Source organism: Halorubrum rutilum, from assembly GCF_024494565.1.
Map to the genome: position 1 here is coordinate 160,909 of NZ_JANHDN010000004.1, position 26,187 is coordinate 187,095.

General features: G+C 72.1%; 24 protein-coding genes. 13 read left to right on the forward strand and 11 right to left on the reverse strand.

What is annotated here, in order from left to right; all coding sequences use genetic code 11:
• Window positions 1–32: 32 nt before the first annotated feature.
• Window positions 33–989, reverse strand: a complete 957-nt coding sequence (locus NO900_RS09915) for a VOC family protein (protein WP_256409065.1) — start codon at window positions 987–989, stop codon at window positions 33–35.
• A gap of 90 nt (window positions 990–1,079) precedes the next feature.
• Here NO900_RS09915 and NO900_RS09920 point away from each other — a divergent pair, with 90 nt between their 5' ends.
• The 5 genes from NO900_RS09920 (at window position 1,080) to ncsA (ending at window position 6,050) form a co-directional block, all read left to right on the forward strand.
• Window positions 1,080–1,499: a cobalamin B12-binding domain-containing protein gene (locus tag NO900_RS09920; RefSeq protein WP_256409066.1), complete on the forward strand. Its 420-nt coding sequence runs from the start codon at window positions 1,080–1,082 to the stop codon at window positions 1,497–1,499.
• A complete protein-coding gene (gene meaB, locus NO900_RS09925; RefSeq protein WP_256409067.1) occupies window positions 1,500–2,624 on the forward strand; it encodes a methylmalonyl Co-A mutase-associated GTPase MeaB in 1,125 nt (374 codons plus the stop codon).
• Window positions 2,625–2,670: 46 nt separating this feature from the next.
• Window positions 2,671–3,627, forward strand: a complete 957-nt coding sequence (locus NO900_RS09930; RefSeq protein WP_256409068.1) for an alpha/beta fold hydrolase — start codon at window positions 2,671–2,673, stop codon at window positions 3,625–3,627.
• A 96-nt stretch (window positions 3,628–3,723) separates the two neighbouring features.
• Window positions 3,724–4,509 (forward strand): response regulator, encoded by a 786-nt coding sequence (locus NO900_RS09935; RefSeq protein ID WP_256409069.1) that lies wholly within the window; start codon window positions 3,724–3,726, stop codon window positions 4,507–4,509.
• Between the two features lie 557 nt (window positions 4,510–5,066).
• Complete coding sequence (gene ncsA / locus NO900_RS09940; protein WP_256409070.1) at window positions 5,067–6,050, forward strand: tRNA 2-thiolation protein NcsA; 984 nt, start codon at window positions 5,067–5,069, stop codon at window positions 6,048–6,050.
• Between the two features lie 39 nt (window positions 6,051–6,089).
• Here ncsA and NO900_RS09945 read toward each other — a convergent pair whose 3' ends face one another.
• Genes NO900_RS09945 through NO900_RS09955 form a run of 3 tightly spaced genes read right to left on the reverse strand, consistent with a single transcriptional unit; the run spans window position 6,090 to window position 8,643 of the window.
• A complete protein-coding gene (locus tag NO900_RS09945) occupies window positions 6,090–7,169 on the reverse strand; it encodes a hypothetical protein (RefSeq protein ID WP_256409071.1) in 1,080 nt (359 codons plus the stop codon).
• Window positions 7,166–8,269, reverse strand: coding sequence for a glycosyltransferase family 4 protein (locus NO900_RS09950; protein WP_256409072.1), 1,104 nt, complete (start codon window positions 8,267–8,269; stop codon window positions 7,166–7,168). Before NO900_RS09950 ends, NO900_RS09945 begins: the two co-directional genes overlap by 4 nt.
• Window positions 8,266–8,643, reverse strand: coding sequence for a 6-pyruvoyl trahydropterin synthase family protein (locus tag NO900_RS09955; protein ID WP_256409073.1), 378 nt, complete (start codon window positions 8,641–8,643; stop codon window positions 8,266–8,268). The genes NO900_RS09950 and NO900_RS09955 overlap by 4 nt, the downstream gene beginning before the upstream one ends.
• A gap of 106 nt (window positions 8,644–8,749) precedes the next feature.
• On the opposite strand from NO900_RS09955, the gene NO900_RS09960 reads away from it, so the two are divergent.
• From NO900_RS09960 to NO900_RS09970, 3 genes are all read left to right on the forward strand, one after another.
• Window positions 8,750–10,741, forward strand: coding sequence for an aldo/keto reductase (locus NO900_RS09960; RefSeq protein WP_256409074.1), 1,992 nt, complete (start codon window positions 8,750–8,752; stop codon window positions 10,739–10,741).
• A 63-nt stretch (window positions 10,742–10,804) separates the two neighbouring features.
• On the forward strand, window positions 10,805–11,191 hold the full coding sequence (locus NO900_RS09965; protein ID WP_256409075.1) for a DUF7475 family protein: 387 nt from the start codon (window positions 10,805–10,807) through the stop codon (window positions 11,189–11,191).
• A 146-nt stretch (window positions 11,192–11,337) separates the two neighbouring features.
• Complete coding sequence (locus NO900_RS09970; protein ID WP_256409076.1) at window positions 11,338–12,108, forward strand: CDP-alcohol phosphatidyltransferase family protein; 771 nt, start codon at window positions 11,338–11,340, stop codon at window positions 12,106–12,108.
• Between the two features lie 13 nt (window positions 12,109–12,121).
• On the opposite strand, the gene NO900_RS09975 is transcribed toward NO900_RS09970, so the two are convergent.
• The 4 genes from NO900_RS09975 to NO900_RS09990 all read right to left on the reverse strand — a co-directional run bounded on the left by NO900_RS09975 (window position 12,122) and on the right by NO900_RS09990 (window position 15,567).
• Window positions 12,122–13,171, reverse strand: coding sequence for a zinc-dependent alcohol dehydrogenase (locus NO900_RS09975; protein ID WP_256409077.1), 1,050 nt, complete (start codon window positions 13,169–13,171; stop codon window positions 12,122–12,124).
• Window positions 13,172–13,352: 181 nt separating this feature from the next.
• Window positions 13,353–14,570 carry a cell division protein FtsZ gene (gene ftsZ, locus NO900_RS09980; protein WP_256409078.1) on the reverse strand — a complete coding sequence of 406 codons (1,218 nt, stop codon included), beginning with the start codon at window positions 14,568–14,570 and terminating at the stop codon, window positions 13,353–13,355.
• Window positions 14,571–14,574: 4 nt separating this feature from the next.
• A complete protein-coding gene (locus NO900_RS09985) occupies window positions 14,575–14,754 on the reverse strand; it encodes a ribbon-helix-helix domain-containing protein (protein ID WP_004595187.1) in 180 nt (59 codons plus the stop codon).
• Window positions 14,755–14,967: 213 nt separating this feature from the next.
• On the reverse strand, window positions 14,968–15,567 hold the full coding sequence (locus tag NO900_RS09990) for a double zinc ribbon domain-containing protein (protein ID WP_256409079.1): 600 nt from the start codon (window positions 15,565–15,567) through the stop codon (window positions 14,968–14,970).
• Window positions 15,568–15,746: 179 nt separating this feature from the next.
• Between NO900_RS09990 and NO900_RS09995 the strand changes: the two genes are divergently transcribed.
• The 4 genes from NO900_RS09995 (at window position 15,747) to NO900_RS10010 (ending at window position 22,107) form a co-directional block, all read left to right on the forward strand.
• Complete coding sequence (locus NO900_RS09995) at window positions 15,747–16,175, forward strand: DUF7518 family protein (RefSeq protein ID WP_256409080.1); 429 nt, start codon at window positions 15,747–15,749, stop codon at window positions 16,173–16,175.
• Window positions 16,176–16,199: 24 nt separating this feature from the next.
• A complete protein-coding gene (gene smc / locus NO900_RS10000; protein ID WP_256409081.1) occupies window positions 16,200–19,787 on the forward strand; it encodes a chromosome segregation protein SMC in 3,588 nt (1,195 codons plus the stop codon).
• Entirely contained in the window at window positions 19,780–20,766 is a 987-nt protein-coding gene (locus NO900_RS10005; RefSeq protein ID WP_256409082.1) for a segregation and condensation protein A, read from the forward strand. The genes smc and NO900_RS10005 overlap by 8 nt, the downstream gene beginning before the upstream one ends.
• Before the next feature lie 96 nt (window positions 20,767–20,862).
• Window positions 20,863–22,107, forward strand: a complete 1,245-nt coding sequence (locus NO900_RS10010; protein ID WP_256409083.1) for a glycosyltransferase family 2 protein — start codon at window positions 20,863–20,865, stop codon at window positions 22,105–22,107.
• 407 nt (window positions 22,108–22,514) lie between these two features.
• On the opposite strand, the gene mtnP is transcribed toward NO900_RS10010, so the two are convergent.
• The 3 genes from mtnP to NO900_RS10025 are packed head-to-tail and all read right to left on the reverse strand — an operon-like array spanning window position 22,515 to window position 24,609.
• On the reverse strand, window positions 22,515–23,381 hold the full coding sequence (gene mtnP / locus NO900_RS10015; protein WP_256409084.1) for an S-methyl-5'-thioadenosine phosphorylase: 867 nt from the start codon (window positions 23,379–23,381) through the stop codon (window positions 22,515–22,517).
• A gap of 50 nt (window positions 23,382–23,431) precedes the next feature.
• Window positions 23,432–24,427: a YeiH family protein gene (locus tag NO900_RS10020; protein ID WP_256409085.1), complete on the reverse strand. Its 996-nt coding sequence runs from the start codon at window positions 24,425–24,427 to the stop codon at window positions 23,432–23,434.
• On the reverse strand, window positions 24,427–24,609 hold the full coding sequence (locus NO900_RS10025; RefSeq protein ID WP_256409086.1) for a hypothetical protein: 183 nt from the start codon (window positions 24,607–24,609) through the stop codon (window positions 24,427–24,429). The genes NO900_RS10020 and NO900_RS10025 overlap by 1 nt, the downstream gene beginning before the upstream one ends.
• A gap of 111 nt (window positions 24,610–24,720) precedes the next feature.
• On the opposite strand from NO900_RS10025, the gene NO900_RS10030 reads away from it, so the two are divergent.
• Complete coding sequence (locus NO900_RS10030) at window positions 24,721–26,187, forward strand: HD domain-containing protein (RefSeq protein WP_256409087.1); 1,467 nt, start codon at window positions 24,721–24,723, stop codon at window positions 26,185–26,187.

A 26,187-nucleotide genomic window follows, 5' to 3' on the forward strand; every position in this document is an offset into this window, starting at 1 on the left:
ATCGGTGGCGCGACCGAGTCCCCGGCCCGCCGCTACTCCGTCCGGATCCAGACCTCGATCCCGTCGGCGTCGGTGACGGCGACTCCGCCCTCCCGCTCTGCGACCGCGACGTCGACGTCGCCGCCGGCCGCGACCGCCTCCAGCCGAGTCCGGACCGCGTCGAGCGCGGCGGCGTCGGGAACCACGACCTCGAACCACGCGAGCCCGCGGCCCGCGGCCGGCGTCGTCCGCCCCCGCCACGCGTTCGCGGCGAGGTGGTGGTGGTAGCCGCCGGCCGCGACGAACCGGACGTCCGGGCCGGCCTCGCCGACCTCGAAGCCGATCCCGTCGACGTAGACGGCTTCGAACGCCGACAGCGACGTCGCTTCGAGGTGGACGTGGCCGACGTCGGTGCCGGACGGGACGCGGTCGACGGGCGAGGGGTCGGCGGGGGCGTCGCCCGCGTCGGCCGCCCCCGCGGCCGCCGCGACGCCCTCGACGTCGAGCGGCTCGGTCGCCATCCGAGGCGTCCCGTCGTCGTCGACCGGCCACTCCTCGCGGGGGCGGTCGCGGTAGATCTCCACCCCGTTCCCCTCCGGGTCGTCGAGGTACAGCGCCTCGCTGACGAGGTGGTCGGACGCGCCGTCGAGCCGCCAGCGCTCGCGCACCCGGCCCAGCGCCCCGCCGAGCGCGGCCCGAGAGGGGACCCGGAACGCGACGTGAAAGAGGCCGGCCTCGGTTGGGCCGCGCTCTGGGCGGTCCGGGTCGCGGCGAAGGGCGAGCAGGGGAACGGCCTCGCGCCCCGCGGCCTCCGCGCCGTCGACGCCGAGGACGGCCGCGTCGCCGTCGCGGTCGAGGACGGCGAGGCCGACGACGTCGCGGTAGAAGGCGGTCGTCTCGTCGAGGTCGGCGACGCGGAGCGCGACGCGGCCGATCCGCGTGTCGGCGGGGAGGCGGTCGCTCGCGGATCGGTCGGCGTCGGGGCGGTCGACGCGAGGGTCGTCGGGCATACCCCCGTCGAGGGGCGCCCGCGCGTTCAACGCGTCGATCCCACCCGATCGTCCGTTAGAGTCAAACGGCGGGGCGACGCAGTACCCGACATGAGCGTCGAACAGGAGGAGCGGGCCATCCGGTGTCTGGTGGCGAAGGTCGGCCTCGACGGCCACGACCGGGGCGCACACGTGATCGCGCGGGCGTTCCGCGACGCCGGCTTCGAGGTCGTCTACTCCGGGCTCCACCGCGCGCCCGAGGACATCGTGCAGGCGGCGGTCCAGGAGGACGTCGACGTGCTCGGCATCTCGATCCTCTCGGGCGCCCACAACACCCTCGTGCCGAAGGTGATCGAGGGGCTCAAGGAGTACGACGCGTTCGAGGACACCCTCATCCTGGTGGGCGGGATCATCCCCGACGACGACGAGGACGAGCTCAAGTCGCTCGGCGTCGCCGAGGTGTTCGGCCCCGGCACGCCGATGGAGGAGACGATCGAGTTCATCCGGGACAACGTGCCGGAGCGGGCGTAGATGGGCGGGCCGACCCCCGACGAGGAGTCGACGGCGCGGGCCCCGGAGCTGAGCGACCGCGACGCCGAGCTCGTCGAGGAGCTGCTCGCCGGGAGCCACCGGGCGCTCGCCCGGGTCATCACGCGGATCGAGGACCGCGCGGCGGGCCACCGGGCGATCGTCTCCGCGCTCCACGGGCACACCGGCGGCGCCGACGTGATCGGGATCACGGGCTCGCCCGGCGCGGGGAAGTCGACGCTCGTCGACAAGCTGGCGGCCGCCTACCGCGAGCGCGGCGACACCGTCGGCGTCGTCGCCGTCGACCCCTCCTCGCCGTACACCGGCGGCGCCGTGCTCGGCGACCGGATCCGCATGGGGTCGAACGTCGGCGACATGGACGTGTTCTTCCGGTCGATGAGCGCGCGCGGCCAGCTCGGCGGGCTCTCGATGGCGACGGCGGACGCCGTGAAGGCGCTCGACGCCTTCGGGAAGGACGCCGTGATCATCGAGACGGTCGGCGCGGGGCAGAACGAGGTCGACGTGGTCCGCACCGCCGACACGGTGGCGGTGCTCGTCCAGCCCGGCTCCGGCGACGACGTGCAGACGCTGAAGGCCGGCATCCTGGAGATCGGCGACGTGTTCGTCGTCAACAAGGCCGACATGGACGGCGCGGAGCGCACCCTCGCCGAGTTGGAGGAGATGGTCCACCGGCGGGAGGGGCCCACGAAGGGGCTCGAAACGGGCCACCACGGGTTCGACGCGCCGGAGCATCCGGACGACCCGGAGGATTCGGACGATTCGGACGCGGAGGACAGTTCGGGCTCCCCCGAGTGGACCCCCGAGGTGCTCCGGACCGTCGCGAACACGGGCGAGGGCGTCGACGAGCTGATCGCGGCGTTCGACGCCCACGCCGCGCACCTCCGGGAGTCGGGCGAGATCGAGGCGACGGAGCGCCGGCGCTACGCCGAGGAGATCCGGACGCTCGTGCGCTCGGACGTGGGCGCGCTCGCGGCCGGCGAGATCGAGCGCCGCGGCGGGATCGACCGGCTCGCCGAGGCGGTCCGGAGACGCGAGACCGACCCGTACAGCGTCGCCGCCGAGGTCGTCGCCCCCATCGTCGACTGCGTCGAGCCGGACGGGGAGTGACCCCTCCGCCACGAGGTATAAGTCGCCCGCGGACCAACAGGTTTCCATGAAGCTCAGGAACCTCGCCGGGACCGCCCTCCTCGGCGTCGGCGCGCTCGCCGCGGTCAACACCGGACTCCGCTACGAGGGCGAGCTGGAGGCCCCGCTCGACGGCGACGACGGCGTCTTCCGCTGGCGCGGGATGGACGTCGCGTTCACCGAGGCGGGCGACCCCGACGACCCGGACCTCGCGCTGCTCCACGGGATCAACGCCGCCGGCTCCTCGGGCGAGTGGCGCGCGGTGTTCGACGACCTGGCGGCCGACTACCACGTGATCGCGCCCGACTTCCCGGGGTACGGCCGCTCCGACCGGCCGCCGCTCCGGTACTCCGCGGCGCTGTACGAGGACTTCGTCCGCGACTTCCTCGCCGACCTCCACGAGCCGGCCGTCGTCGCCTCGTCGCTGTCGGCCGCGTACGCCGCCGCCGCGGCGACCGGGGACGGGTCCGGAAGCGACGCGGTCGACGTGCGCGGCTTCGTCGGGGTCTGTCCGACGAGCACCGCGGGACCGAGCCCGCCGAAGTCGTGGCTCCGCGAGCTGCTCCGGTCGCCGCTGATCGGCGACGCCCTCTTCAACGTCATCGCGTCGAAGCCGTCGATCCGCTACTTCAACGCCGACCACGGCTACGACGACCCGACGAACCCGAGCGAGGAGTGGACCGACTACGAGTGGCGGACGACCCACGTCGAGAACGCCCGGTTCGCGCCGGCCTCGTTCGTTTCCGGCTACCTCAACAGCGACCTGGACCTCGCGGCCGCGCTCGCCGACCTCGACGTGCCGCCGACGGTCGTCTGGGGGCGCGAGGCCGAGGTGAGCCCCCTCTCCGAGGGCCGCGAGCTGGCCGACGCGGCCGACGCGCGCCTCGTCGTCTTCGACCGCGCGCGACTGCTCCCGCACGTCGAACACCCGGACCGGTTCGTCGAGACGGTGCGGGAGAGCCTCGTCGCGGGCGCGACCGCCTGAGGCGGGCATCCCGTAGGGTCCGGCGTCCGGCGCGCGAGTATCAGCGCTGAGTATCGCGGGGTAACCGGTTTATTCCGGAACCGGCGACTCCGAGCCATGACCGACTCATCGCTTCGAGTGCTCTGCGTCGACGACGAGCCGGGGCTCGCGGCCCTCGTCGCCGCGTACCTCGAACGCGACGACGGGATCGGCTGCGAGGCCGTCGCCGAGACCGACCCGGAGGCGGCGCTGGACCGCATCGAGCGCGAGGCGTTCGACTGCGTCGTGAGCGACTACGACATGCCCGGCCGCACCGGGATCGAGCTCCTCTCGGCGGCGCGCGAGAGCGAGCCCGACCTCCCCTTCCTCCTCTTCTCCGCGACCGAGCCGGACGCCATCGCGGCCGAGATGGTCCGCGCGGGCGTCAGCGACTACGTCGCCAAGCGCGGCGGCGTCGACGGGTACACCGCGCTCCTGCGCCGCGTCGGACACGCGATCGACGGCGACGGCGGGAGCTTCGGGGCGGGCGACGAGGGCGAGTCGGCCGCGGCCGTCGACCCCGCGGCCGACGTCGCGCTCGACGGGGTCTGTACGGTCGCGCCCGACGGGACCTTCGAGTTCGTCGGCGATGAGTACGGGCGGCTGTACGGCTACGAGCCGGACGAGCTCGTCGGCGAGCGCTGGCAGCGCCTCCACCCGGACGAGGAGGTCGAACACATCCGGACGCACGTCATCCCGGCGGTGATGGAGGGCGAGCGGTGGACCGGGACGAGCGAGGGGCTCCGCGCCGACGGGACGACGTTCACCGAGTCGAAGCTGGTGAGCGCGGCGGGCGACGGCCGGCTCGTCATCTCGGTGTCCCCGTTCGACGAGGTCGCCGGCGGACGGGCCGCGAGCGACTGAGGCGGTGGCGAATTAGTCGCGTTCCGGGGGAACTCTTCGACGACGACAAGCCCGTGTCGGAACCGACGGCAGCGCGCCCGGGGTCGTCGACAGTGGACGCTTCCTGACGCTAATTACGGTGGCGCGTGCCTCCGAGCGCCCATCGGGCGCGAGGAGCACGCGCGAGGGACGCGGCGACCGAAGGGAGCCGCGAGGCTGGGGAGGCGTGAGGTGCGGTCGCTGTGCGGTCGGACGGGACTCAAAGGGGCAGCCGTGAGGCGGGCACAGGCGACGGAAGCACTGCAAGGAGCGAGCCCCGCGAGCGACTGAAGCGCGCAGCGAGCGTGTGCCCGCCTCACGGCTGGGGCTTTGTGGTTGGTCTCAATCTCGACGATCACGTACGGCCGAGGGGCTGAAGCTCTGGAGGAATTACCCGTCGACTCACGGTCTGGTATCTATCACCGAGCGGTCGGAGCTTCGGGGGCGTTCGCGTCGATGTCGCTCCCACTCAGTCTCGATACCATTCTCACGTATGCGGCCCGAAACGGGTATCCGCGCGCGTCCGCAACCCGACACCGATGGAGTGCGACAAGTGCGGGGCCGACGCCGTCCACCACGCCGCCTACTCCGGGGCGCACCTCTGCGGCCACCACCTCCGCCGGTCGGTCGAGAAGCGCGTGAAGCGCCGGATCCGCGAGGACGCCCTCCTCGACCCGGACGCGACACCCGAGGATCCCGACCGCTGGGTGATCGGCCTCTCGGGCGGGAAGGACAGCGTCGCGCTGACGCGGATTCTCGACGACGTGTTCGGCGAGGACCCCCGCGTCGAGATGCTCGCGCTGACGATCCACGAGGGGATCGAGGGGTACCGCGACGAGAGCCTCGACGCCTGCGTCGAGCTCGCCGAAGACCTCTCGCTGCGCCACGAGGTCGTCTCCTACGAGGAGGAGTTCGACGTGCGGATGGACGACGTCGTCGAGAGCGACCCGGAGGACATGGCCGCCTGCGCGTACTGCGGCGTGTTCCGGCGCGACCTCCTCGAAGCGTACGCCGCCGAGTTCGACGCCGACAAGCTGCTCACCGGTCACAACCTCGACGACGAGGCGCAGACGGCGATGATGAACTTCCTCGAAGGCGACGTGCGACAGGTGGCGAAACACTTCGACGCCTCGCTCGGCCCCTTCGACGAGCGGGAGGAGACGGACGCGTTCGTCCCGCGCGCCAAGCCCCTCCGCGACGTGCCCGAGAAGGAGGTCGCCCTCTACTGCCACGTCCGCGATCTCCCGACCCACATGGCCGAATGTCCCCACTCGTCGGAGGCGTACCGCGACGAGATCCAGTCGACGATCCACGAGCTGGAGGCGAACCACCCCGGCGCCCGCCACTCGATCATGGCCGGCTACGAGGAGCTCTCCGCGCTCGCGGCAGAGGCGTACCGCGAGGGCGGCGACGCCGCCGACGACTCGCCCGACCTCGGGGAGTGCGAGCGCTGCGGCTCGAAGACGAGCCGCGACGTCTGTCGGAAGTGTCGCCTGCTCGACTCGATCGAGGCGGCGACCTGACCTCGACGCCGGCCGGGTGAACCGCCCGACCGGCGGCGGTCAGGCGTCACCGTCGACGCGCCCGAGCAGGTCGAGCTGGTGGGTGAGGTAGACGAGCTCGCCGGAATCGACCTGCTCGCGGCGGGTTTCGAGCCACGCGTCGAGGTCGGCGGCCGACACGCCGGCGGCGTCCCCGTCGACGACCACCTCACCGGCGGCGTCCCCGTCGACCGCGATCACCTCGCCGACCGCCGCCTCCACGGTGTCGAGGATGTGTCGGAGGAAGAACGCCTCGTCGCCCGGGTAGCCGGCTCCGTCGCCCGGACGACCGCCCTCGTCGTCGTCCGGACGACCGCCCTCGTCGTCGACCGGGCGCACGACCCAGTCGGAGCCGGCGACGCCGAGGAGCGTCGAGCCGTCCGCCTCGCGCAGCCGCGCGAGCGCCTCGCCGCCGGCGCGGCTGTTCCCGCCCGGTTTCCCGTCCATGTGCCGGTGGTAGCGCCGCTCGATCGCCTCGTCGTCGGGGTGCGCCGGGCGAAAGCGCGTCCCGCCGTCGAACGTGATCGGGAAGTAGTACGTCCCGCCGGGCGCGAGCGCGCCGAGCAGGGCGTCGAGCCCGTCGAGGTCGAGCACGTCGAGCAGCGCCATCCCGATCAGCGCGTCGAACTCCCCCGGTCGCTCCGCGGCGTGCGCGACCGCGTCGGCGGCGACCGGCTCGACCGCGACGGTGCGCGCGTCGGTCTCGACGACGAGCGCGTCGCCGTCGGCGTCGTCGACGGACGCCGGTTCCTCCCTACTCGCCGCCCACTCCCGGAGGAACGGCTCGACCCCGGCGAGCGCCTCCGCGTCGCGGTCGACGGCGACGTACCGCGTCTCGCCCGGCGGGAGCACCTCCCAGTCGATCAGCCGGGCGACCATCGTCCCGACCCCGGCCCCGGCCTCCAGCGCGCGGAGGGGGCCGTTCCCCTCGGCGGCGCGCGCCGTCAGCCGCTCGCGGAGGAGCCCGACGAGCCGCCGGTCCAGCGCCCGGTCGTCGACGGGCCGCTTCGCGCGGAGGTACCGCCGGAACGCGGCGGTGTCGGCGGCGATGGCGTCGCCGTCGGGCGCGTCGTCGCCGGACCCGGCGCCCTCTCCCGTCACGTCGCCACCTCCGGATCGGGCGCGTGAGGGGCGTCGTCGGCGCCGGCGACCTCGGCGAGCAGCCGGCGGACGCGCGCGGTCGACTCCGCCCAATCCGGGTGGCGCTCGTACCGGCGCCTGGCGGCGCGGCCCATCTCGGCGAGCCGGTCGGGGTCGGCCGCGAACCCGTCGAGCGCGCGGGCGACGGCGGCCGGGTCGTCCGGGTCGACGAGGGCGCCCGTCTCGCCGTCCGTGACGGTCTCCGCCGCGCCGCCGGCGCGCGAGGCGATCGCCGGGAGGCCGAAGCTCATCCCCTCCAGGTAGACGATCCCGAACCCCTCGTAGCGCGAGGGGACAGCGAGGACGTGGCTCTCGCGGAGGACGTCGGCCAGCGCGGCGTCCGACAGCCGGCCGGCGAAGCGCACGCGGTCGCCGAGCCCGCGCTCCCGCACCAGTCGCTCGACGTCGGCGACGTGACTCTCGTCGACCGCGCGGCCGACGACGGTGAGGTCGACGGCGGCGTCGGCGAGCGCCACCCCCTCGACGAGCGTGTCCAGCCCCTTCCGCGGTCCGACGTTGCCGACGAACGCGACCCGGAGGGGGTCGGACTCGCCGAGCGCGGCGGCCCGCGCCGCGATCGCGGCGTCGTCGACCGCGGGGTCGAACCGGTCGCCGGCGGGCGGGGCGACGACGGTCGCCTCCGGATCGACGCCGAGTTCCGCGACGGCGTCGCGGGTCGCCGCGCTGTTGCAGACGACGCCGTCGACCGTCGCGAGGTATCGGCGCTCGACGGCGCGGTACAGCGGCGAGAGGCGCCGGGGCTCGCTCGCGCGCAGGTGGTGGACGACGCTCACGACCGGGTACGGCAGGTCGCGGTTGGCGAGGACCAGCGAGGGGTGCGCGAGCTCGTCCTGCAACATCACGTCGACGTCGACGCGGAGCCGGTCGCGGAGCGCCGGGCTGGCGTTGTCGAGCAGCCCGCGCGGGTACGATCGCCACGGGAGCTCGACGATCTCGACGGCGTCGCCGGCGGCCCGGAGCCCCTCGACCAGCTTCCGGTCGTAGCGGAATCCTCCCGACCGCTCGTCGAGGCTCCCGTACAGCGCGAGGCCGACCCTCATACCGGCGCGTCGTACGTCGCGGCGGCCGTCTCGTCCTCCCAGACGGTCACGGCCAGCTCCGTCACGGTCTCGTCGGTCACCGCGTCGGTCACGCGATCGAAGATCACGCGGGCGAAGCGCTCGACGCTGGGGTTGTCCCCCTCGAACTCGGGCAGGTCGTTCAGCAGCTCGTCGCGGTAGCGGTCGGCGAGGTCGGCGAGCGCCGCCTCGGCGTCGTCGATGTCGACGAGGTAGTCGTGGGCGTTCAGCTCGGGGCCGCGGAACGTCAGCTCCACCTCGAAGCGGTGGGAGTGCGGGACGCTCTCCGGCCCCTCGTCGACGACCGTGAGGTAGTGCTGGGCCACGAACTCCGTCAGCACCGTCGTCGCGTACATGGACCGATCCACGGGCGCGACGCACCTAAATCCGGAGGGCGTCGCGGTCGCGCCGTCCGGTCGCGGTCGCCGGGACACCTATACGTCTTCCCGCCTCGATACGACCGTGAACTGCCTGTTCGTCGGGGCCGGATCGATCGCGTCGGAGTACGCCGCCGGCCTGTCGGCGGGCCCGCTGTCGCTCGCCGGCGTCGTCGACCTCGACGCCGACCGCGCCGCGGCGCTCGCCGCGGACCGCGACTGCCCGTCGTTCACCGACCTGGAGGCGGCGCTCGCCGCGGTCGACGCGCCGCTCGTGGTGAACCTGACGAGCCACGCCGCCCACGCGCCGGTGACGCGGACCGCGCTGGAGGCCGACCGCCACGTCTACTCGCAGAAGCCGCTCGCGCTCGACGCCGACGAGGCGCGGGCGCTGGTGGGGCTCGCCCGCGACCGCGGCCTCGCGCTCGGCTGCGCGCCCGGGACGCCGCGGGCGCCCTCGCAGCGCCGGGCGGGTCGGCTCCTCGCGGACGGCCGGCTCGGTCCGGTGAGACTGGGGTACGCCCACGCCCACGTCGGGCGCGTGACCGACTGGCACGACCGCCCCGACTCCTTCCTGGAGATCGGGCCGCTGTACGACGGAGCGGTGTACCCGCTCGCGCTGCTGGTGACGTGGTTCGGTCCGGTCGAGCGCGTCCGCGTCGCCGACGCCCTCGACGTCTGGCCCGACCGCGAGGAGCGCCGGCCGTCGGCGCCGAGCCACGTGGAGGCCGCGCTCGCGTTCGCCGCGGGGCCGACCGTCAGGCTCACGGCCAGCTTCTACGCGCCCCACCGGAGCCGGGAGTTCTACGGCCTGGAGCTCCACGGCGACGACGGCTCGCTGTACCTGGCGGACGCTGGCGCGACGGCGACCGACCGCGACGGCGTCCGGTTCGGCCGCGTCGGTCGGGAGTACGTGAGCGCGCCGCCGGCGTCCCCCGAGGAGCCGTACGAGTACGTCGACGCCGTCGAGCGGCTCGCCGCGTCCGTCGAGTCCGGGTCGCCCTCGCGGGCCGGCGGCCGCCGGGGCGCCCACGTCGTCGCCGTCTGCAACGCGATCGAGGCGGCCGTCGAGGAGGGCGGGCCGGTCCCCGTCGACGACTGCGGGGCGACCGCCGACCCGCCCCCGGCGCCGGTCGTGCGGCCGGCGGCGTCTCTCAGCCGTGATACGAGCGAGGGGAGCGGGGAGGGCGCGGCCGCGGTCCGACTTCCGTCGGTCGGCTTCGGCTGCTCGCGCTACCGCGACGGGGCGTACGTCGAGCGCGCCGACTCGATCGCGACCGCGCTCGACGCCGGCTACCGCCTCCTCGACTCCGCCGAGCTGTACGGCAACGAACACCGGATCGGGGCGCTGCTCGCCGCGCCGGGCGCGCCCGACCGCGAGGGCGTGTTCCTCCTCGGGAAGGCGTGGCGGACCAACCACCGCCGCGAGCACCTGCTCGCCGCCTGCGCGGGCAGCCGGGAGGAGCTCGGGATCGACGCCTTCGACTGCTACGCGCTCCACTGGCCCTCGGCGCTCGAACACCGGGGCGAGCTGCGCCGGCTCGCCGAGGAGCCGGTCGAGCGGCGGGAGGCGCTCACCTTCCCCGAGGACGCGGACGGCGAGCTCGCGACCGACGACGTGTCGCTCGCGACCGCGTGGGAGAACCTGGAGGCCGTGTACGAGAAGGGGTGGGCCCGGACGCTCGGAATCTGTAACGTCTCGCGGGCGCAGCTGGAGACGGTACTGGAGACCGGCGACGTCGACCCGGCCCTGGTGCAGGTGGAACGTCACCCCTACCGGCCCCGGAACGATCTGGTCGACTTCTGCCACGAGCGCGGGATCCGGGTCGTCGCGCACTCGCCGCTGTCGGCGCCCGGGCTCCTCGACGAGCCCGTCCTGAACGCGATCGGGACGGACCGGGGGCTCTCGCCGGCCGAGGTCGTGATCGCGTGGAACGCGACCCGGGGCGTCGTCCCGATCCCGTCCAGCACCACGGAGTCGCACGTCGTCTCGAACCTGGCCGCCGGAGCCGCGCGGCTGACCGCGGACGAGGTCGCGCGCGTCGACGCCCTGCACGACCCCGACTTCGAGCGGTAGGGGGCCGGCGCCCGCCCGCCGATCGGTCGGTATTCCTATGTGACTGAAGTCCATGTGTGTGATATGGCAACGACCGAGACGCAGCAGCCCACGGTCGACATCGGCTCGCTGAACGGCCTCCACTGGGTGGGTATCGTCGCGGCCCTGGTCTCCGCCGCCGTCCACCTCTTCCTCGGCGTCAGCTTCGCGCCCTCCCCGCTGGGGATCAGCTTCGTCCTCGCGGGGCTCGGCTTCGTCGGCGGCGTCGTCCTCCTCGTGATCGACTACCGCCGGCGCGCGGTGTACGCGGTCGGGATCGCCTTCACGCTCGTCCAGATCGTCCTGTGGTACGTCGTCAACTTCGCGGGGGGCGCCGGATCGTTCCCGGGCGACGTCGGGACCCTCGGCGCCGTCGACAAGGTCGCGCAGGTCGTCCTGATCGCCGTGCTGGTCGCCCTCCTGCGGCGGTAGCCGTGCCGACTCCGGACCGCCGATCGCGACGCTCGCTCGCCGCCGCGCCGGTCGGAGGCGGCGGGAACGCGTGCGATCGCGGCGTAAACGCACCCGAGGCCGCCGTAAACGCCGTCTTTCGGGGGACGGCGGGAGGCGACGGGTAGATGGCCGAGGCCCCCCAGCGGCGGTCCGTCCACGTCGGGGTCGGGGTCGGACTGCCGCTCGTCGCCGCGGCCGCGCTCGGCGTCCTCCTGTTCCGGCTGTTCCCCGCGGACGCCATGGTCCGGTGGGGGCTCTCCCCGGCCGTCGTCGCCGGCGTCTGCTGGGCCGGACAGCTCTGGTACGTCGGCTACGGGCTCGATCCGGGGGGGATCGCCGACGGGTTCTGGCGGCGGCTGCTCGGTCTGGCGAACGCGGTCACGCTCGCGCGCGGCGCGCTGTACGCCGTCGTCGCCGGGTTCGTCGTCGTCCCGCCGGGGACGTCGCTCGCGTGGGGCCCGGCGCTGTGTTACGGCGCCGGGGTCGTCCTCGACAACCTCGACGGGGCCGTCGCCCGGACCGTCGGCCGGGAGACGGAGATCGGCCGGCGGCTCGACATGGCGTTCGACACGTTCGGGTTCGTCGCCGCGCCGCTGGTGGCGGTGTCGTGGGGGCTGCTCCCGGCCTGGTACCTCTCGATCTCCGCCGCGCGGTACGTCTTCCGCGGGGCGGTGTGGCTGCGGCGCGTCCGCGGACTCCCGGTCGGCGACCTCCCCGACGGCGACCTCAGCAGGTACCTCGCGGGCGTGCAGATGGTCTTCGTGACGGTCGCGCTCCTCCCGCCGACGCCGACGGAGCTGGCGTGGGCCCTCGCGCCCGTCGTCCTCGCGCCGTCGCTGGCGGTGTTCGCGCGGGACTACCTCGTCGTCAGCGGCCGGCTCTCCCGGCGCCGGTGACCGCGGCGGGCGCTCACGGGTACTCCAGGATCACCTGCACCGCCGCGTCGGGCTCCGCGTCGAGCAGCTCGTACGCCTCCGGCGCGCGCTCGAAGGGGATCCGGTGGGTGATCAGCTCGTCGGCGGGGATCCGCTCCAGCCGGTCGAGCGCCGCGTCCATGCGTCGGTCGCGGTCCCAGCGCCCCCGGAGCTCGGGGCTTATCGTCGACACCTGACTGGAGACGATGTCGATGCGGTCGCGGTGGAACCGCCCGCCGAGGTCGATCGGCGCGCGCTTGGTCCCGTACCACGAGCCGACGACGATCCGCGCGTCGTAGCCGACGACGCCGATCGCGTCGTCGAGCGCGTCGGGCTGGCCGGAGAGCTCGATCGCGAGGTCGGCGCCGTCGACGGCGGAGTCGGGGCCGAGGTCGGAGTCGGCGTCGCCACCGGTCGTCCCGATCGCGTCGCCCTCGCCGAGTTCGGCCGGGGTCGCCGTCCGGTCGGCGCCGAACGCCGCGGCGAGGGCGCGGCGCCGCTCGATCGGGTCGACGACGACGAGCGACTCCAGCGGGAACGCCGAGAGGATCCGGGTGACGCAGAGGCCGATCACGCCGGCGCCGAACACCACGACCCGCTCTCCGAGCCGGGGGGCGGCGTCGAGGACGACGTTCGTCGCGGTCTCGACCGACGGGAGCAGCGAGCCGGCCGCCGGCGTCGTCTCCGGCGGGAGCGCGACCACCGAGTCGGGGGTGGCGCGGAAGCGCGTCTGGTGGGGGACGAAGGCGAACACCGACCGACCGACCCACGCCGGATCGACGTCGGCGCCGACCTCGCTGACCACGCCGCTCGCGGCGTAGCCGTACCGGAGGGGGTACGAGAGGTCGCCGTCGAGCGCGTCGAGCGTCTCGTCGGCCGGGAGGTCGTCCGGCGTCTGGTCGCGGTACACGAGCAGCTCCGTTCCCGCGCTTATCGCCGACGCGCGGGCGTCGACGAGGAGCTCGTCCGCGTCCGGCGGGCCGACCGACGTCTCCCGGACCTCGACGGTCTCCGGGCCGGTGAAGTAGAGCGCGGCGTCGGTCATCGCGTCGCGCGCGCGGTCCCGTCTCGGTCGACGCCCGAGCGACGCCGCGGGCCTCGGCTCGGCTGGTGGCGTGACACGTCACAGTCCACGGACCGCGCGATGTTAAGTCCTCGCGCCGTCCCGCGGGTCGGGCGCGGAGCGGGCGGCGAAAAAGCGAGGCGGGTCGGTCGACGGGCGACGCCTAGCGGATGACGTCGAGGCCGTTGTTCTTCTCGGTCGGCTCGGTGCCGCCGTCGGACTCCCAGGCGCCGCCGTCGGCGCCTCCGGAGGCCGTCGCGCCGGCGGTGCCGTTCGTCTCGGCGGCCCGGGAGCGCGAGTCGCCGAGGTCCTCGCCGTCGACCGCGGCGCGGGACTTATCGGCCTGCTTCTGCGTCGAGGGACCGAGCACCTGCGCGCTCTGGACGCCCGTCATGATCGCCATGACGCGGACCTTCCCCTTGTACTCGTCCTGGATGCGGGCGCCCCAGATCACGTTGGCGCTCGCCTCCAGCCGCTCTGTGATGTTGTTCGCGATCCCCTCGGCCTCCTTCAGCGTGAGGTCCGGGCCGCCCGTGATGTGGACGAGCCCGCCGGAGGCGCCGCGGTAGTCGACGTCCAGGAGCGGGTGGTTCATCGCGTCGTTGACCACCTCCTGGGTCTTGTTCTTGTCCTGGGTCTCACCGACGAGCATGACCGCCACGCCGCCCTGGTTCATGATCGTGGACATGTCGGCGTAGTCTAGGTTGATGAGGCTCGGCTGGGTGATCGTCTCGGAGATCCCCTTCACCGTCTCCGCGATGATCTGGTCCATCACGGAGAACGCCTTCCCGATCGGCAGGTTCGGCACGTAGTCGAGCAGCCGGTTGTTGTCGAGGACGATGATGGAGTCCGCCTCGTTGCGGAGCGTCTCCAGGCCCTCCTCGGCCTTCACCGTGCGGGCGCGCTCGACGTTGAACGGGGTCGAGACCATCCCGACGACGATGGCGCCCTGCTCTTTCGCGATCTTCGAGATGACCGGCGCCGCGCCGGTGCCGGTGCCGCCGCCCATCCCGGCGGTGACGAAGACGAGGTCGGCGTCGCCGAGCACCTCCTTGATCGTGCCCTGCGCCATCTCGGTGGCGCGCTCGCCCATCTTCGGGTCGCCGCCGGCGCCGAGCCCCTGCGTGAGCGACTTGCCCACGAGGATCTTGGTGTCGGCCTCGACCATCTTGAGGTGCTGTTTGTCCGTGTTGACCGCGACGGTGTCGGCGCCGTCGACGCCGATGTTGTACAGTCGGTTGATCGTGTTGTTGCCGGCGCCGCCGGCGCCGACGATGACGATTCGGGGGTCCCCGAACTCGTCGTCCTCCATGTCGACGGAGTCCATGTCGCGCTTCTCCGCCTCCGCGTTGTCGAGGGCGTCCTGAACGAGATCTTGCATCGGTTTACACCTTCGCCCAGTTGCGGTTGCGGCCGCGCTCGTCGCGCTCGCCGTCCTGTTCGTTCAACATGTCGCGGACGGCCGACCGGATCGCCTCGCTCCGGTTCGGGAACTCGCCCGTCTCGACCATCTGTTCGACCTCGTCGATCTGCTGTTTCGGGATTCGTAGTGTCACACGCTCCATTGGTATTCCCCCGGTAAGACGGCGAACACGCGACGCGTGTGTCTTACAGCGACGGGTCGCCCGTCAGCGGGGTCATCCCCGCCGCGGACGGTCGCTGTAAGACGACCGTCTTACGCAGTTCGAATCACCGAGGCTATCATTATAAAACTACCGACGAGTGTAAGACATCATCCGAAACGCCGAATTTCGGGAGCCTTACGCCTCAGAAACTCGTTATCTGTCCTTCAACACGTCCGCAGCCGGCGTCCGACGGCCGCAGCCGGGGCAGAACGCCCAGTCGGTTCGCAGCTCGTCGCCGCACTCGCAGAACGCCCTGTGAGACTGTTTTTCGCCGCAGTTCGGGCAGTAGACGTGGTCCTCCGGAACGTTTTCGCCGCAGCCGCCGCAGACGCTCTCGGTCGCGCCCACGCTCGGCGGCGTCTTACGCGACTCCGTCTCGGCGTCCGCCGACGTCTCACGTGTCACACGCGCGTCCTCCGGATCGGCGTCAGGAGCGTCGAGAGAGACGTTCACGTTGATTTCGGCCGGGTTTTCGCGCGCATACGCCGCGTCGGACGGGCCCCGCCGACCGCCGAGTCGGTCGTCCAACGCGGCGTCGAGCCGCTCGGCGATGAGGTCGTCGACGCGGTCGGCCAGCGCGGCGTCGACCGTGTCGTCCGCGGCGTCTCGGCCCGCGTCGCCGGCGGTCGCCCCCGCCTCGGCGTCGTCGAGGTGAGCGCGGAGCGCCTCCCGCATCACCTCGCTCTTGGAGGCGTCACACGCTTCCAGCCGCTCAACGAGGCCGTCGTCGGCTCGGAAGGTGATCTTGCTCATACGGACGCCATATCGACCGCACTACAAGTATCTTCCCCCCGATATCGGGCGACGGCGCCGCGGCGTTTCAGTCCCTCGAAACGAACGCTCGGCGCCGTCGCGGTCGGCGAAATCGTGGGATATGGTCACACGTGTGTCTGACGCGGATTTATACGGCCCGCGTGAGCATACGTGTGTATATGAGTAACCGCGTCGAGGACCTCGAACGACAGGTCGCGGAGCTGCAGGCGGCGGTCAACGGGCTCACGGAGGAGCTGGTCGAGATGAAAGAGCGCGTCCGACAGGTCGAGGACGCGCAGGAGGTGTCCGTTCAGGCGGGGGCCGCGGGCGAGGACCCGGGGACCGCCGAGACTGCGACGGCGTCGGCCGCAGACGAGCCGACCGAATCGGCCGGCGGCGAGACGCGGACGCACTCCGACGACCACGTCGAGGTCGTCGAGCGGACGGGCGGCGAGGGCGCCGACGAGGCCGCCGGCGCCGGTGCCGACGCCGAGAGCGACGACATGGTCGTCCCCGAGCAGGAGGCGACGACGCCGGACGCCGAGGCCGGGGAGTCCGAGGCAACGAGCGACGACGAGGAGTCGGACAGCGACATCATCGTCGCGTAGTCCGCCTCCGCACCCCCGCGTCACATGCACATCAGCGAAGTCGTTCTGGACGGGTTCAAGAGCTTCGGGCGGACGACGAGGATCCCCTTTTACAACGACTTCACGGTCATCACGGGGCCGAACGGCTCCGGGAAGTCGAACATCATCGACGGGGTCCTCTTCGCGCTCGGACTGGCGCGCACCCGCGGGATCAGGGCGAAGAAGCTCACCGACCTGATCTACAACCCCGGCCACGACGACGGCGAGGGCTCCGGCGGCCCGAACGAGGCCTCGGTGACGGTGGTGCTCTCGAACGAGGACGGCACCCTCGACCGGTCGCAGGTCGTCTCCGCGGCCGGGACGGAGAACGTCGGCGACGTCTCCGAGATCACGATCAAACGCCGCGTGAAGGAGACCGAGGACAACTACTACTCGTACTACTACCTCAACGGGCGCTCGGTGAACCTCTCGGACGTGCAGGACCTGCTCGCGGCCGCGGGCGTGACGCCCGAGGGGTACAACGTGGTGATGCAGGGCGACGTGACCGAGATCATCAACATGACCCCCTACCAGCGGCGGGGGATCGTCGACGAGATCGCGGGCGTCGCCGAGTTCGACGAGAAGAAGGAGGCCGCCTACGAGGAGCTGGACACGGTCGGGGAGCGCATCGGCGAGGCCGACCTCCGGATCGGCGAGAAGGAGGACCGGCTCGACCGGCTGGCCGACGAGCGCGAGACCGCGCTTCAGTACCAACGGTTCCGCGAGGAGCTGGAGGAGTACCGCGGCTTCCGCAAGGCCTCCGAGCTGGAGGAGAAGCGCGAGGCGCTCGACGACATCGAGGCCGACATCGACGAGGCGGAGGCCGAACTCGCGGAGCTCCGCGAGGCGCTCGACGCGAGACAGGGGAAACTCACCCGGCTTGAGGAGGACCTGGCCGACCTCAACCACGAGATCGAGACGAAGGGCGAGGACGAGCAGATTCAGATTCGGTCGGAGATCGAGGAGGTGAAAGGCGAGATCTCGCGGCTGGAGGACAAGATCGAGGCGGCCGAGGAGCGCGCCGCCGAGGCGGAGACGGAGCGGCGCGACGCGTTCGTCCAGATCGACCGGAAGGAGGAGACGATCGAGGAGCTCGACGCGGAGATCCGCGAGGTGAAAGTCGAGAAGGCGTCCGTCAAGTCCGAGATCGCGACGAAACGGTCCGAGCTGGCGGACGTCGAGGCCGAGATCGAGGGCGCCGACACCGAGTTCGACGAGCTGAAAGACGAGCTCGCCGAGAAGAAGGAGGCGATCGAGTCGCTGCGCGAGGAGAAGAACGAGACGCAGCGCGAGAAGGACCGCCTGCTCGACGAGGCGCGCCGGCGCTCGAACGCGGTGAGCGAGGCGCGGACCGAGCTGGAGGAGGCCCGCGAGTCGCTTCCGGAGCACAAAGCGCGGATCTCCGAGCTCCGCAGCGAGCTCGACAAGGCCGAGAAGAACGAGGCGACGATCGAGGAGGCGGTCGCCGACCTCTTCTCGGAGAAGGCGGAGAGGAGCGAGGACCTGGAGGCGGTCGAAGCGGAGCTCCGCGAGAAGCAGAACGAGTACGCCAAGCTCGAGGCGGCGGCCGACGAGCGCGGCGACGCCTCCTGGCCGCGCGCGGTGACGGAGGTGAAGAACGGCGGCATCGACGGGGTCCACGGCGCGGTCGGCGAGCTGGGCTCGGTCGAGGCCGAGTACGCCGAGGCCTGCGAGACGGCCGCCGGTGGCCGGCTCGCGAACGTCGTCGTCGACGACGACGGCGTCGGCTCGACGTGTATCGACTACCTCAAGCGGCGGAACGCGGGCCGGGCCACCTTCCTCCCGATCACGGAGATGGACGACCGGAGCCTCCCGCGGAAGCCCTCGCTGCCGGGCGTCGTCGACTTCGCGCGGAACCTCGTCGACTACGACGCCGCGTACGCCTCGGTGTTCTCGTACGTGCTCGGCTCGACGCTCGTCGTGGAGGAGATGGACACCGCCCGGGAACTGATGGGCGACTACCGGATGGTCACCCTCGACGGCGACCTCGTCGAGAAGTCGGGCGCGATGACCGGCGGCTCCGGCGGCGGCTCGCGGTACGCGTTCACGAAGTCGGGCGGCGGGAAGCTCGAACGGCTCGCCGCGGAGATATCGGAGCTGGAGGACGAGCGGCAGTCGCTACAGGCCGAGATCGACGCCCTCGAAGACGACATCGACGACGCGCGCGACCGGAAGGCCGACGCCGCCGAGCGCGTCCGGTCGCTGGAGGCCAACGTCGAGCGCGCAGAGGACGAGCTGGCGGACGCCGAGGAGCGCATCGACGAGCTGGAGGCCGAGCTCGAGGAGCTGGAGGCCGAGCGCGAGTCGGTCGACGAGGAGATGAGCGAGATCGACGGGACGCTCGCCGAGCTCGACTCGGAGATCTCGGACCTGGAGGCCGAGATCGACGATATCGAGGCGGAGCTCGCGGACTCGGAGATCCCGGAGCTCTCCGAGCGCGCCGACGAGATCCGCGACGAGATCGCGGAGCTGGAAGACCGGATGAGCTCGCTCGACGGTCGGCAGAACGAGCTGGAGTTAGAGAAGGAGTACGCCGAGGACGCCGTCGACGAGCTTCACGACACCGTCGAGGAAGCGCAGAACCGGAAGGCCGACGCCGAGGAGGCGATCGCCGAGCACGAGGCCGCGATCGAGGAGAAGGAGGCCGAGCTCGAGGAAAAGAAGGCGGCGATCGCCGATCTCGAGGAGGAGCTCACGGAGCTGAAGGCCGACCGCGAGGACCTCCGCGAGGAGATCAAGGAAGCGACCCGCGAACGGGACGAGCAGCGCTCGCTCGTCTCGGCGGCGGAGTCCGACCTGGAGGACCTGACCGACCGCCGCGACCGGCTGGCGTGGGAGATCGACGAGCTGGAGTCGCAGGTCGGCGACTACGACGCCGACGAGATCCCCGACCTCGACGAGGTCGAGTCGCGGATCGAGGAGCTGGAGGCCGAGATGGAGGCGTTAGAGCCCGTCAATATGCTCGCGATCGACGAGTACGACGAGGTGCAGGAGGCGCTCGATCAGCTGCGGGAGCGCCGGGACGTCTTGGTCAAGGAGCGCGACGCGATCGAGGAGCGTATCGAGGGGTACGAGGCGGCGAAGAGGGAGACGTTCATGCAGACGTTCGAGTCGATCAACGACCACTTCGAGGACATCTTCGCCCGCCTCTCGGCCGGCAGCGGCGAGCTCCTCTTGGAGAACCCCGAGGACCCGTTCGAGGAGGGGCTGACGATGCGGGCGCAGCCCGCGGACAAGCCGGTTCAGCGGCTCGACGCGATGAGCGGCGGCGAGAAGTCGCTGACCGCCCTCTCCTTCATCTTCGCGGTCCAGCGGCACAACCCCGCGCCGTTCTACGCGCTCGACGAGATCGACGCGTTCCTCGACGCCGTCAACGCCGAGCGCGTCGGCGAGATGATCGAGGAGCTGGCCGCGGACGCCCAGTTCGTCGTGGTCGGCCACCGCTCGGCGCTGCTGGAGCGCTCCGACCGCGCGATCGGCGTCACGATGCAGGGCGACAACCTCTCCGCGGTCACCGGGATGCAGTTCGGCGACGACGGCGACGGGGACGAGGAGGTGACGGCGGATGACTGAGCCGCCGGAGTCGGCGGGCGCGGGCGGCGGCGGCTCGGACGACGGCGTCCCGGACCTCGACCTGACGAGCGATCGCGACGTCGGGGCGCACGACGGGGCGACGCCGGAAACGCTCGGAGGCGACGAACCGGCCACGGGCGACGCGGGAGGTGACGCCAGCGACAGCGATGCGGGCGTCGACGATGACGGCGAGGTCGAGCCCGTCGAGCTCCTCGTCCAGCTCGCCGAGGAGGGCGAGATCGAGCCCTGGGACATCGACATCGTGCAGGTGACGGACGCCTTCCTGGAGCGCCTCGACGAGACGGACCTCCGGACGACCGGCCGAGCGCTCTTTTACGCCAGCGTCCTGCTCCGGATGAAGAGCGACGGGATGTTGGCCGACGACGACGAGGACGAGGAGCCCGAGCCGGAGCCGTGGGAGGTCGCGATGGAGGGCGGCGCGCCCGACCCCGCCGACGGCGACGTCGACCCGGTCGACGAGCTGGAGGCCGAGATGGACCGGCGGCTCGACCGGAAGAACACCCGGGGGTCACCCGAGACGCTCGACGAGCTGGTCCGCGAGCTGCGCGAGGCCGAGCGCGGCTCGTGGTGGAAGGACTCCCGCGAGTACGACACCTCGGAGTCGCCGCAGGGGTACGACCGCGGCACCCAGACGCTCGACTACCGCGCGGGCGACGAGTTCCGGCGGGACGGGGAGCCGACAGCGGGCGAGGCGACCGACCGCACCCACGACGAGGACATCGAGGAGGTGATCGTGGAGATCGACAACGCCCTCCGGACCCACTTCGACCGCGGTCGCACGGAGGTGCTGTTCGCGGAGATCGAGACCGCGGGCGGCCGCCCGTTCATGACGTACCTCGCGCTGCTGTTCATGGCCCACCGCGGCTCGGTGCGGCTCCAGCAGGACGACTTCTTCGGCGACCTGTGGGTGAAGGACCCGGCGGCGGCGACCGGGGAGTCGGAAGCGATCGCGGACTGACCGGCGCCGCGGTCGCTCTCCGCGAACCCCGTCATCCGAGGCCGTCGCGGTCCGGACACCGCCACGCTGATTGTCCGGCCGCCCGCACCGTTCCGCGTGTTCCAGTTCGTCGCGGGCAACCCCCTCCTCGCCGTCGTCGTCGCGGCGCTGTGGGTCGCGCTCGTCCTGTACGGCGCCTCGTCGGCGTGGTGGCTCTTCGAATCCGTCGTCCTCGCGCGCGGCGGCCGCGTCGCCCCCGACGAGGTCGAGTGGGGGTACGACGACGTCCAAGTTCGAATCCTCACCGTCGACGCGGCGGCGGTCGTTCAGGCCACGGTGAACGCGGTGCCGGCGGGGCTCGACGACGTGCGCGTGATCGCGGAGGAACCGATCGACGTCGACGGCGCTGACGTTCACGTCGTCCCGGACTCCTTCGAGTGCGCCGCGACGAACAAGGGGCGGGCCGTCGAGTGGGCCCGCCGCGAGGTGCCCTGCGACCGCGAGTACGTGCTGTACCTCGACGAGGACACCATCATGGCCGGCTTCGAGGGGCTGCCCGACGCCGACGTGGTCCAGTTCACCGAGAAGCCGCTGTACACGGGGTCGCGGCTCACGTACCTGAGCGAGATCTTCCGCGTCGGCTACCAGTACGAGCAGTTCGCGTTCCACCGCCTCCGGTACCCGCTGTACGCGTGGGGCGGCGGCGTCGCGGTCCGGCATTCGCTGGAGGACGCGATCACGTGGGACGTCGCGACGATCACCGAGGACACGAACTTCATCTGGCGGGCCGCCGACCGCGCGGGCGTCTCCTTCGCCGTCCTCGACGTGCGGTTCCGGAACCAGGCGCCCCCGTCGCTGCGCGCGATGGCCAAACAGCGCCGTCGGTGGATCTCCGGGACGCGCGCCGACGGGGGGCTCCTCCCGCTCGCCTATCGGCCCGTGTATTACACGCGGATCGTCGCGTGGGCGTTCTCGCCGCTCGTGCCGCTGCTCGCGGTCGCGTCGATACTCCTCCCGGGCACCGCGCCGGCGATGGAATGGTACCAGACCGCGTCACTGGCGCTGGTCGGGATCCTGTTCGTGTACAAACTCGTCGGGACCGCCAGGTACGACAAACACCCCCTCACGTGGCCGGTCTACCTCGCGCTCACGCCGGTCGCCTTCTTCGCGCACTCGATCGGCGCCGTCTGGGGACTGATCAGCCCCGTGACGACCTTCGAGGTGACGGAGAAGCTGGCGCCGGAGGCGGTCGAAGAAGCCCACGACTCGATGGACGAGGGGCAGCTGCGCGACCACGACGGCTCCGAGCGGCTCACCCGTGAGTCCGACTCGGCGTTCACGTTCGCCGTGTTCGACGACTGAGACGCCGTCGCTCCCGCGGCGAACACCTCCAAAGCCCCAGCCGCTCGGTGGTACGTGATTGGCAACTGTAGATCGGCGGTGAACACCTCCAAAGCCCCAGCCGCTCGGTGGTACGTGATTGGCAACTGTAGATCGGCGGTGAACACCTCCAAAGCCCCAGCCGCGACGGCTCGCGCGGCTCGCTGCGCGCTTCACTCGGTCGCTGACGCTCCCTCGTTCCAGTGCTTGCGTCGCCGGGCTTCGCCCTCGCGGCTGCCCCTTCGAGTCCCACCCTCACAGCAACTGCAGCCTCACACCTCCCCAACCTCGCGGCTCCCTCCGCTTCGCTTCGGTCGCCGCGTCCCTCGCGCGTGCGACTCGCGCCCTGCGGGCGCTCGTCGGCACGCGCCACCGCACCGCAAAATTGTTCACAGGTAGTCGCCGAGCAGCGGCTCGACGCGCTCCTGCGTTTCTTCCGGAATCGCCTCGGTCGGCGTGTTGACGGTGCCGTCGAGCGACGTGTGCGCGTCGCACTCCAGATCTTCGGGGAGCGTCCGGACGGCCTCCTCGACCGCGGCCTTGATCGCCGCCTGGTTCTTCTCGGCGTTTTCGAGCACCTCTTCGAGCGTCACCTCGCTGTCTTCCTTCCAGACGTCGTAGTCGGTGACGCCCGCGATCGTCGCGTACGCGATCTCGGCCTCGCGGGCGAGCTTCGCCTCCGGGATCGCGGTCATGCCGACGAGGTCCCACCCCTGGCTCCTGTAGAACTCCGACTCCGCGCGCGTGGAGTACTGCGGCCCCTCGATGCAGACGTACGTGCCGCCCTTCACCACCTTCGTGTCGGCGGGTGCCGCCGACTCGGCCGCCTCGGTCAGGTGGTCGACCAGCTCCGGGCTGTACGGGTCCGCGAACGGCTGGTGGACGACGACGCCGTCGCCGTAGAAGGAGAGGTCGCGGCGCTTGGTGCGGTCGTATATCTGATCGGGGATGACGAGCGTGCCGGGCCCCAGTTCCTCTTTCAGACTTCCAACCGCGTTCGACGCGAAGACGTGGGTGACGCCCGCCCGCTTCAGCGCGTACATGTTCGCGCGGTACGGGAGGTCGGTGGGCGAGACGCCGTGGTCGGAGCCGTGCCGCGGGAGGAAGGCGACCTCTCTGCCCGTGTCCGCGAACTCGCCGATCGTGATCGCGTCGCTCGGCTCGCCGTAGGGGGTGTCGTACTCGACCTCGCGCACGTCGTTCAGGGGGAGCGCCTCGTAGATGCCGCTGCCGCCGATGAAGCCGATGGTGCCCATACCCGGAGTGCGGCGGCTCGCTACTTATAAGGAGTCATGTAAAACGGGGACTACAGCAGCCACCGCACCGCCGCCAGCGCGAGCGCGCTCACGACGAGCAGGTGGACGAGGACGGCGCCGACCGCGGCCCCGCCGACGTCGCGCATCTCGCGGAGCCGGATCGAGAGGCCGAGGCCGACGAACGCCAGCGTGAACAGCGCGTCCGAGACGCGCCCGATCGACGCCAGCGCGGCCGGCGAGAGGAGCCCGCTGTTCGCGACCGCGGCGACCGCGAGGAAGCCGAGCAGGAACTTCGGGAACTCGGCCCAGACCCGGCGTACGCCGGGGTCGGTCGCCGATCGCGCGGTGTACGCCAGCGAGTACGCGACGGCGACGCCCCCCAGCAGGGCGTTGCGCGCGAGCTTCGTCACGGTCGCCCACTGGCCGGCCTCGGGCGAGTGGGCGAACCCCGCGGCCGCGACGGGGCCGGTCGAGAACATGCTCACGCCGGCCCAGACGCCGAACTGCCGGCCGGTGAGCCCGAGCCACTCCCCCGCGATCGGGAACGCGACGAGCGTGACGGCGTCGAAGAGGAGCACGGTCGCCGCCGCGAAGGTGATCGCCGAGCCGCGCGCGTCGAGCACGCGTCCGACGGCGACGACAGCGGAGACCCCGCAGACGCTCGCGCCCGCCGCCAGCAGCGAGGGCGTGGTCCCGTCGAGCCGGAAGAGCACGCGGGCGATCAGCTCGGCGAGCAGCAGGCCGCCGGCGACCGTCGCGACGACCATGCCGAGCACGGTCGGCCCCGCGGCGAGGAACTCCTCGACGACGACCGCGGCGCCGAGCAGGACGATCCCGGTCTCCAAGAGGAGCTTGTCGACGCCGACGCCCGGCTTCGCGGCCTCGGGCGTCCCGACCGCGTTCCCGACGAGCGCGCCGAGCGCGACCGCGACGACGAGCGGGGAGAGCCCGGCGACCGCGCCGGCGACGAGGGTTGCGAGGACCGCCCCGGCGGCCAGCAGCGCGAGGCCGGGGAGGTACGGCCGAGCGGCGGCGGCGACGCCCATCAGAGGAGGCCCGCGACCTGTCCCGCGGCGTGGGCGGCGACGACCCCCAGCCCGAGCGCGAGCGCCTGCCAGCCGCGGTCGAGCGCGGTCCACCGGTCGACGAGCGGGGAGCCGGTCTCGCGGGCGGCGTCGTCCCCGGCGCCGTCGGCGCGAGCCGTGTCGTCGCCGTGCTCCGATACCATGCCCGCGGGTCGGCGCGCTCGGTACTTATAGGGACGGACTCGGCGGGGTGCGGGCGCCCGACGCGCGACCGAAAGAGCGACGGTCCGGGCGGTCGTCGGTCGGACATCCGGATGCCGACCACGCAGATCAAAGACCCCGTGCACGGCTACGTGGAGCTGCCGGACGCGCTCGTCGACGGCGTCGTCGACACCCGCCCGTTCCAGCGGCTGCGGTACGTCCGCCAGCTCTCGGCGACGCACCTCGTCTACCCCGGGGCGAACCACACGCGGTTCGAGCACTCGCTCGGCGTCTACCACCTCGGGCGGACCGTCTTCGAGAACCTCCGCCGGCAGCCGTACTTCACGCGGGACGCGACGACCGACGAGCTGGAGGAGATCCAGCGCACGCTGGAGTGCGCCTGCCTGCTCCACGACGTGGGGCATCCGCCCTTCTCGCACCTCTCCGAGTCGTTCCTCGACGAGGGGGTCCTCCGGGAGCGGGTCGCCGACGCCGGGCTGGTCGACGCCTTCGACCGGGCGGGCGTCGGCGGGGCGCCGCTCCGGTCGGCGAGCCCGCACGAGCTGCTCGGCTGCGTACTCATCGTCGAGGAGTACGGCGGCGCGCTGCGCTCGTTCGACGTGGACCCGTTCGAGGTGTGCGCGTACGTGCTCGGCTACAGCCTCGCGTACGAGCGCGGCGAGCCCTGGCAGTACGGCGTCGGCGCGCAGCTGCTCCACTCGCCAATCGACGTCGACCGGCTCGACTACATCACCCGCGACAATCAGATGACCGGCGCGGGCGTACTGAGCTTCGACGTCGACCGCATGGTCGACGCCTACACCGCCCATCCCGAGGCCGGGCTCGCGCTCACCGAGAAGGCGCTCTCGACCATCGGGAACTACCTCGAAGGCCGGATCGCGCTGTACATGTGGGTCACCCAGCATCACAAGGCCGTCTACGCGAACCGCCTCCTCCAGGAGCTGCTCGGCGAGTACGAGCGCGTGACCGGCGAGAGCCCGGTGACGGTCGACGGCGTGCTCTCGCGGGAGCTCGACGACAACGCCGTGCTCGAACGACTCAAGGTCGCCGCCCGCGAGCACCCCGACTCGACGCTGGCGTCGATGTACGACCGCTTCCGCGGGCGCCGCTTCCCGGCCACCTGCTGGAAACACCGGATCGCGCTGGCCGACCGGATCGGCGGCGACCTCGGCGATGACCGCGACGGCGGCGGTGACCGCGACGGCGACGCGGGCGGTTCCGGCGAGGGACGCGCCCCCGACCTCGACGACTTCACGGCGTGGCTCACCGAGGGCGACGACCGGCTGGAGCGGCTCCTCGCCGACGCGCTCGACGTGCCCGTCCACGAGGTGTGGATCGACCGCTCGTACGTCCCCGCGTACGACCCCGACGAACTGGAGGACATCCCCATCGCCTACGGCGGGACGACCCGGTCGGTCGGGGACTGGGGGCTGTACGGCGACCGCGCGTTCGACGTGCCGATCCCCTTCGTGTTCGTCCCCGACGGGACGAAGCGGCGGGCAATCCGCGTGCTCCGGGAGGCGTTCGAGCGGGAGGTCGGCGTGGCAGCGGGGACGTAG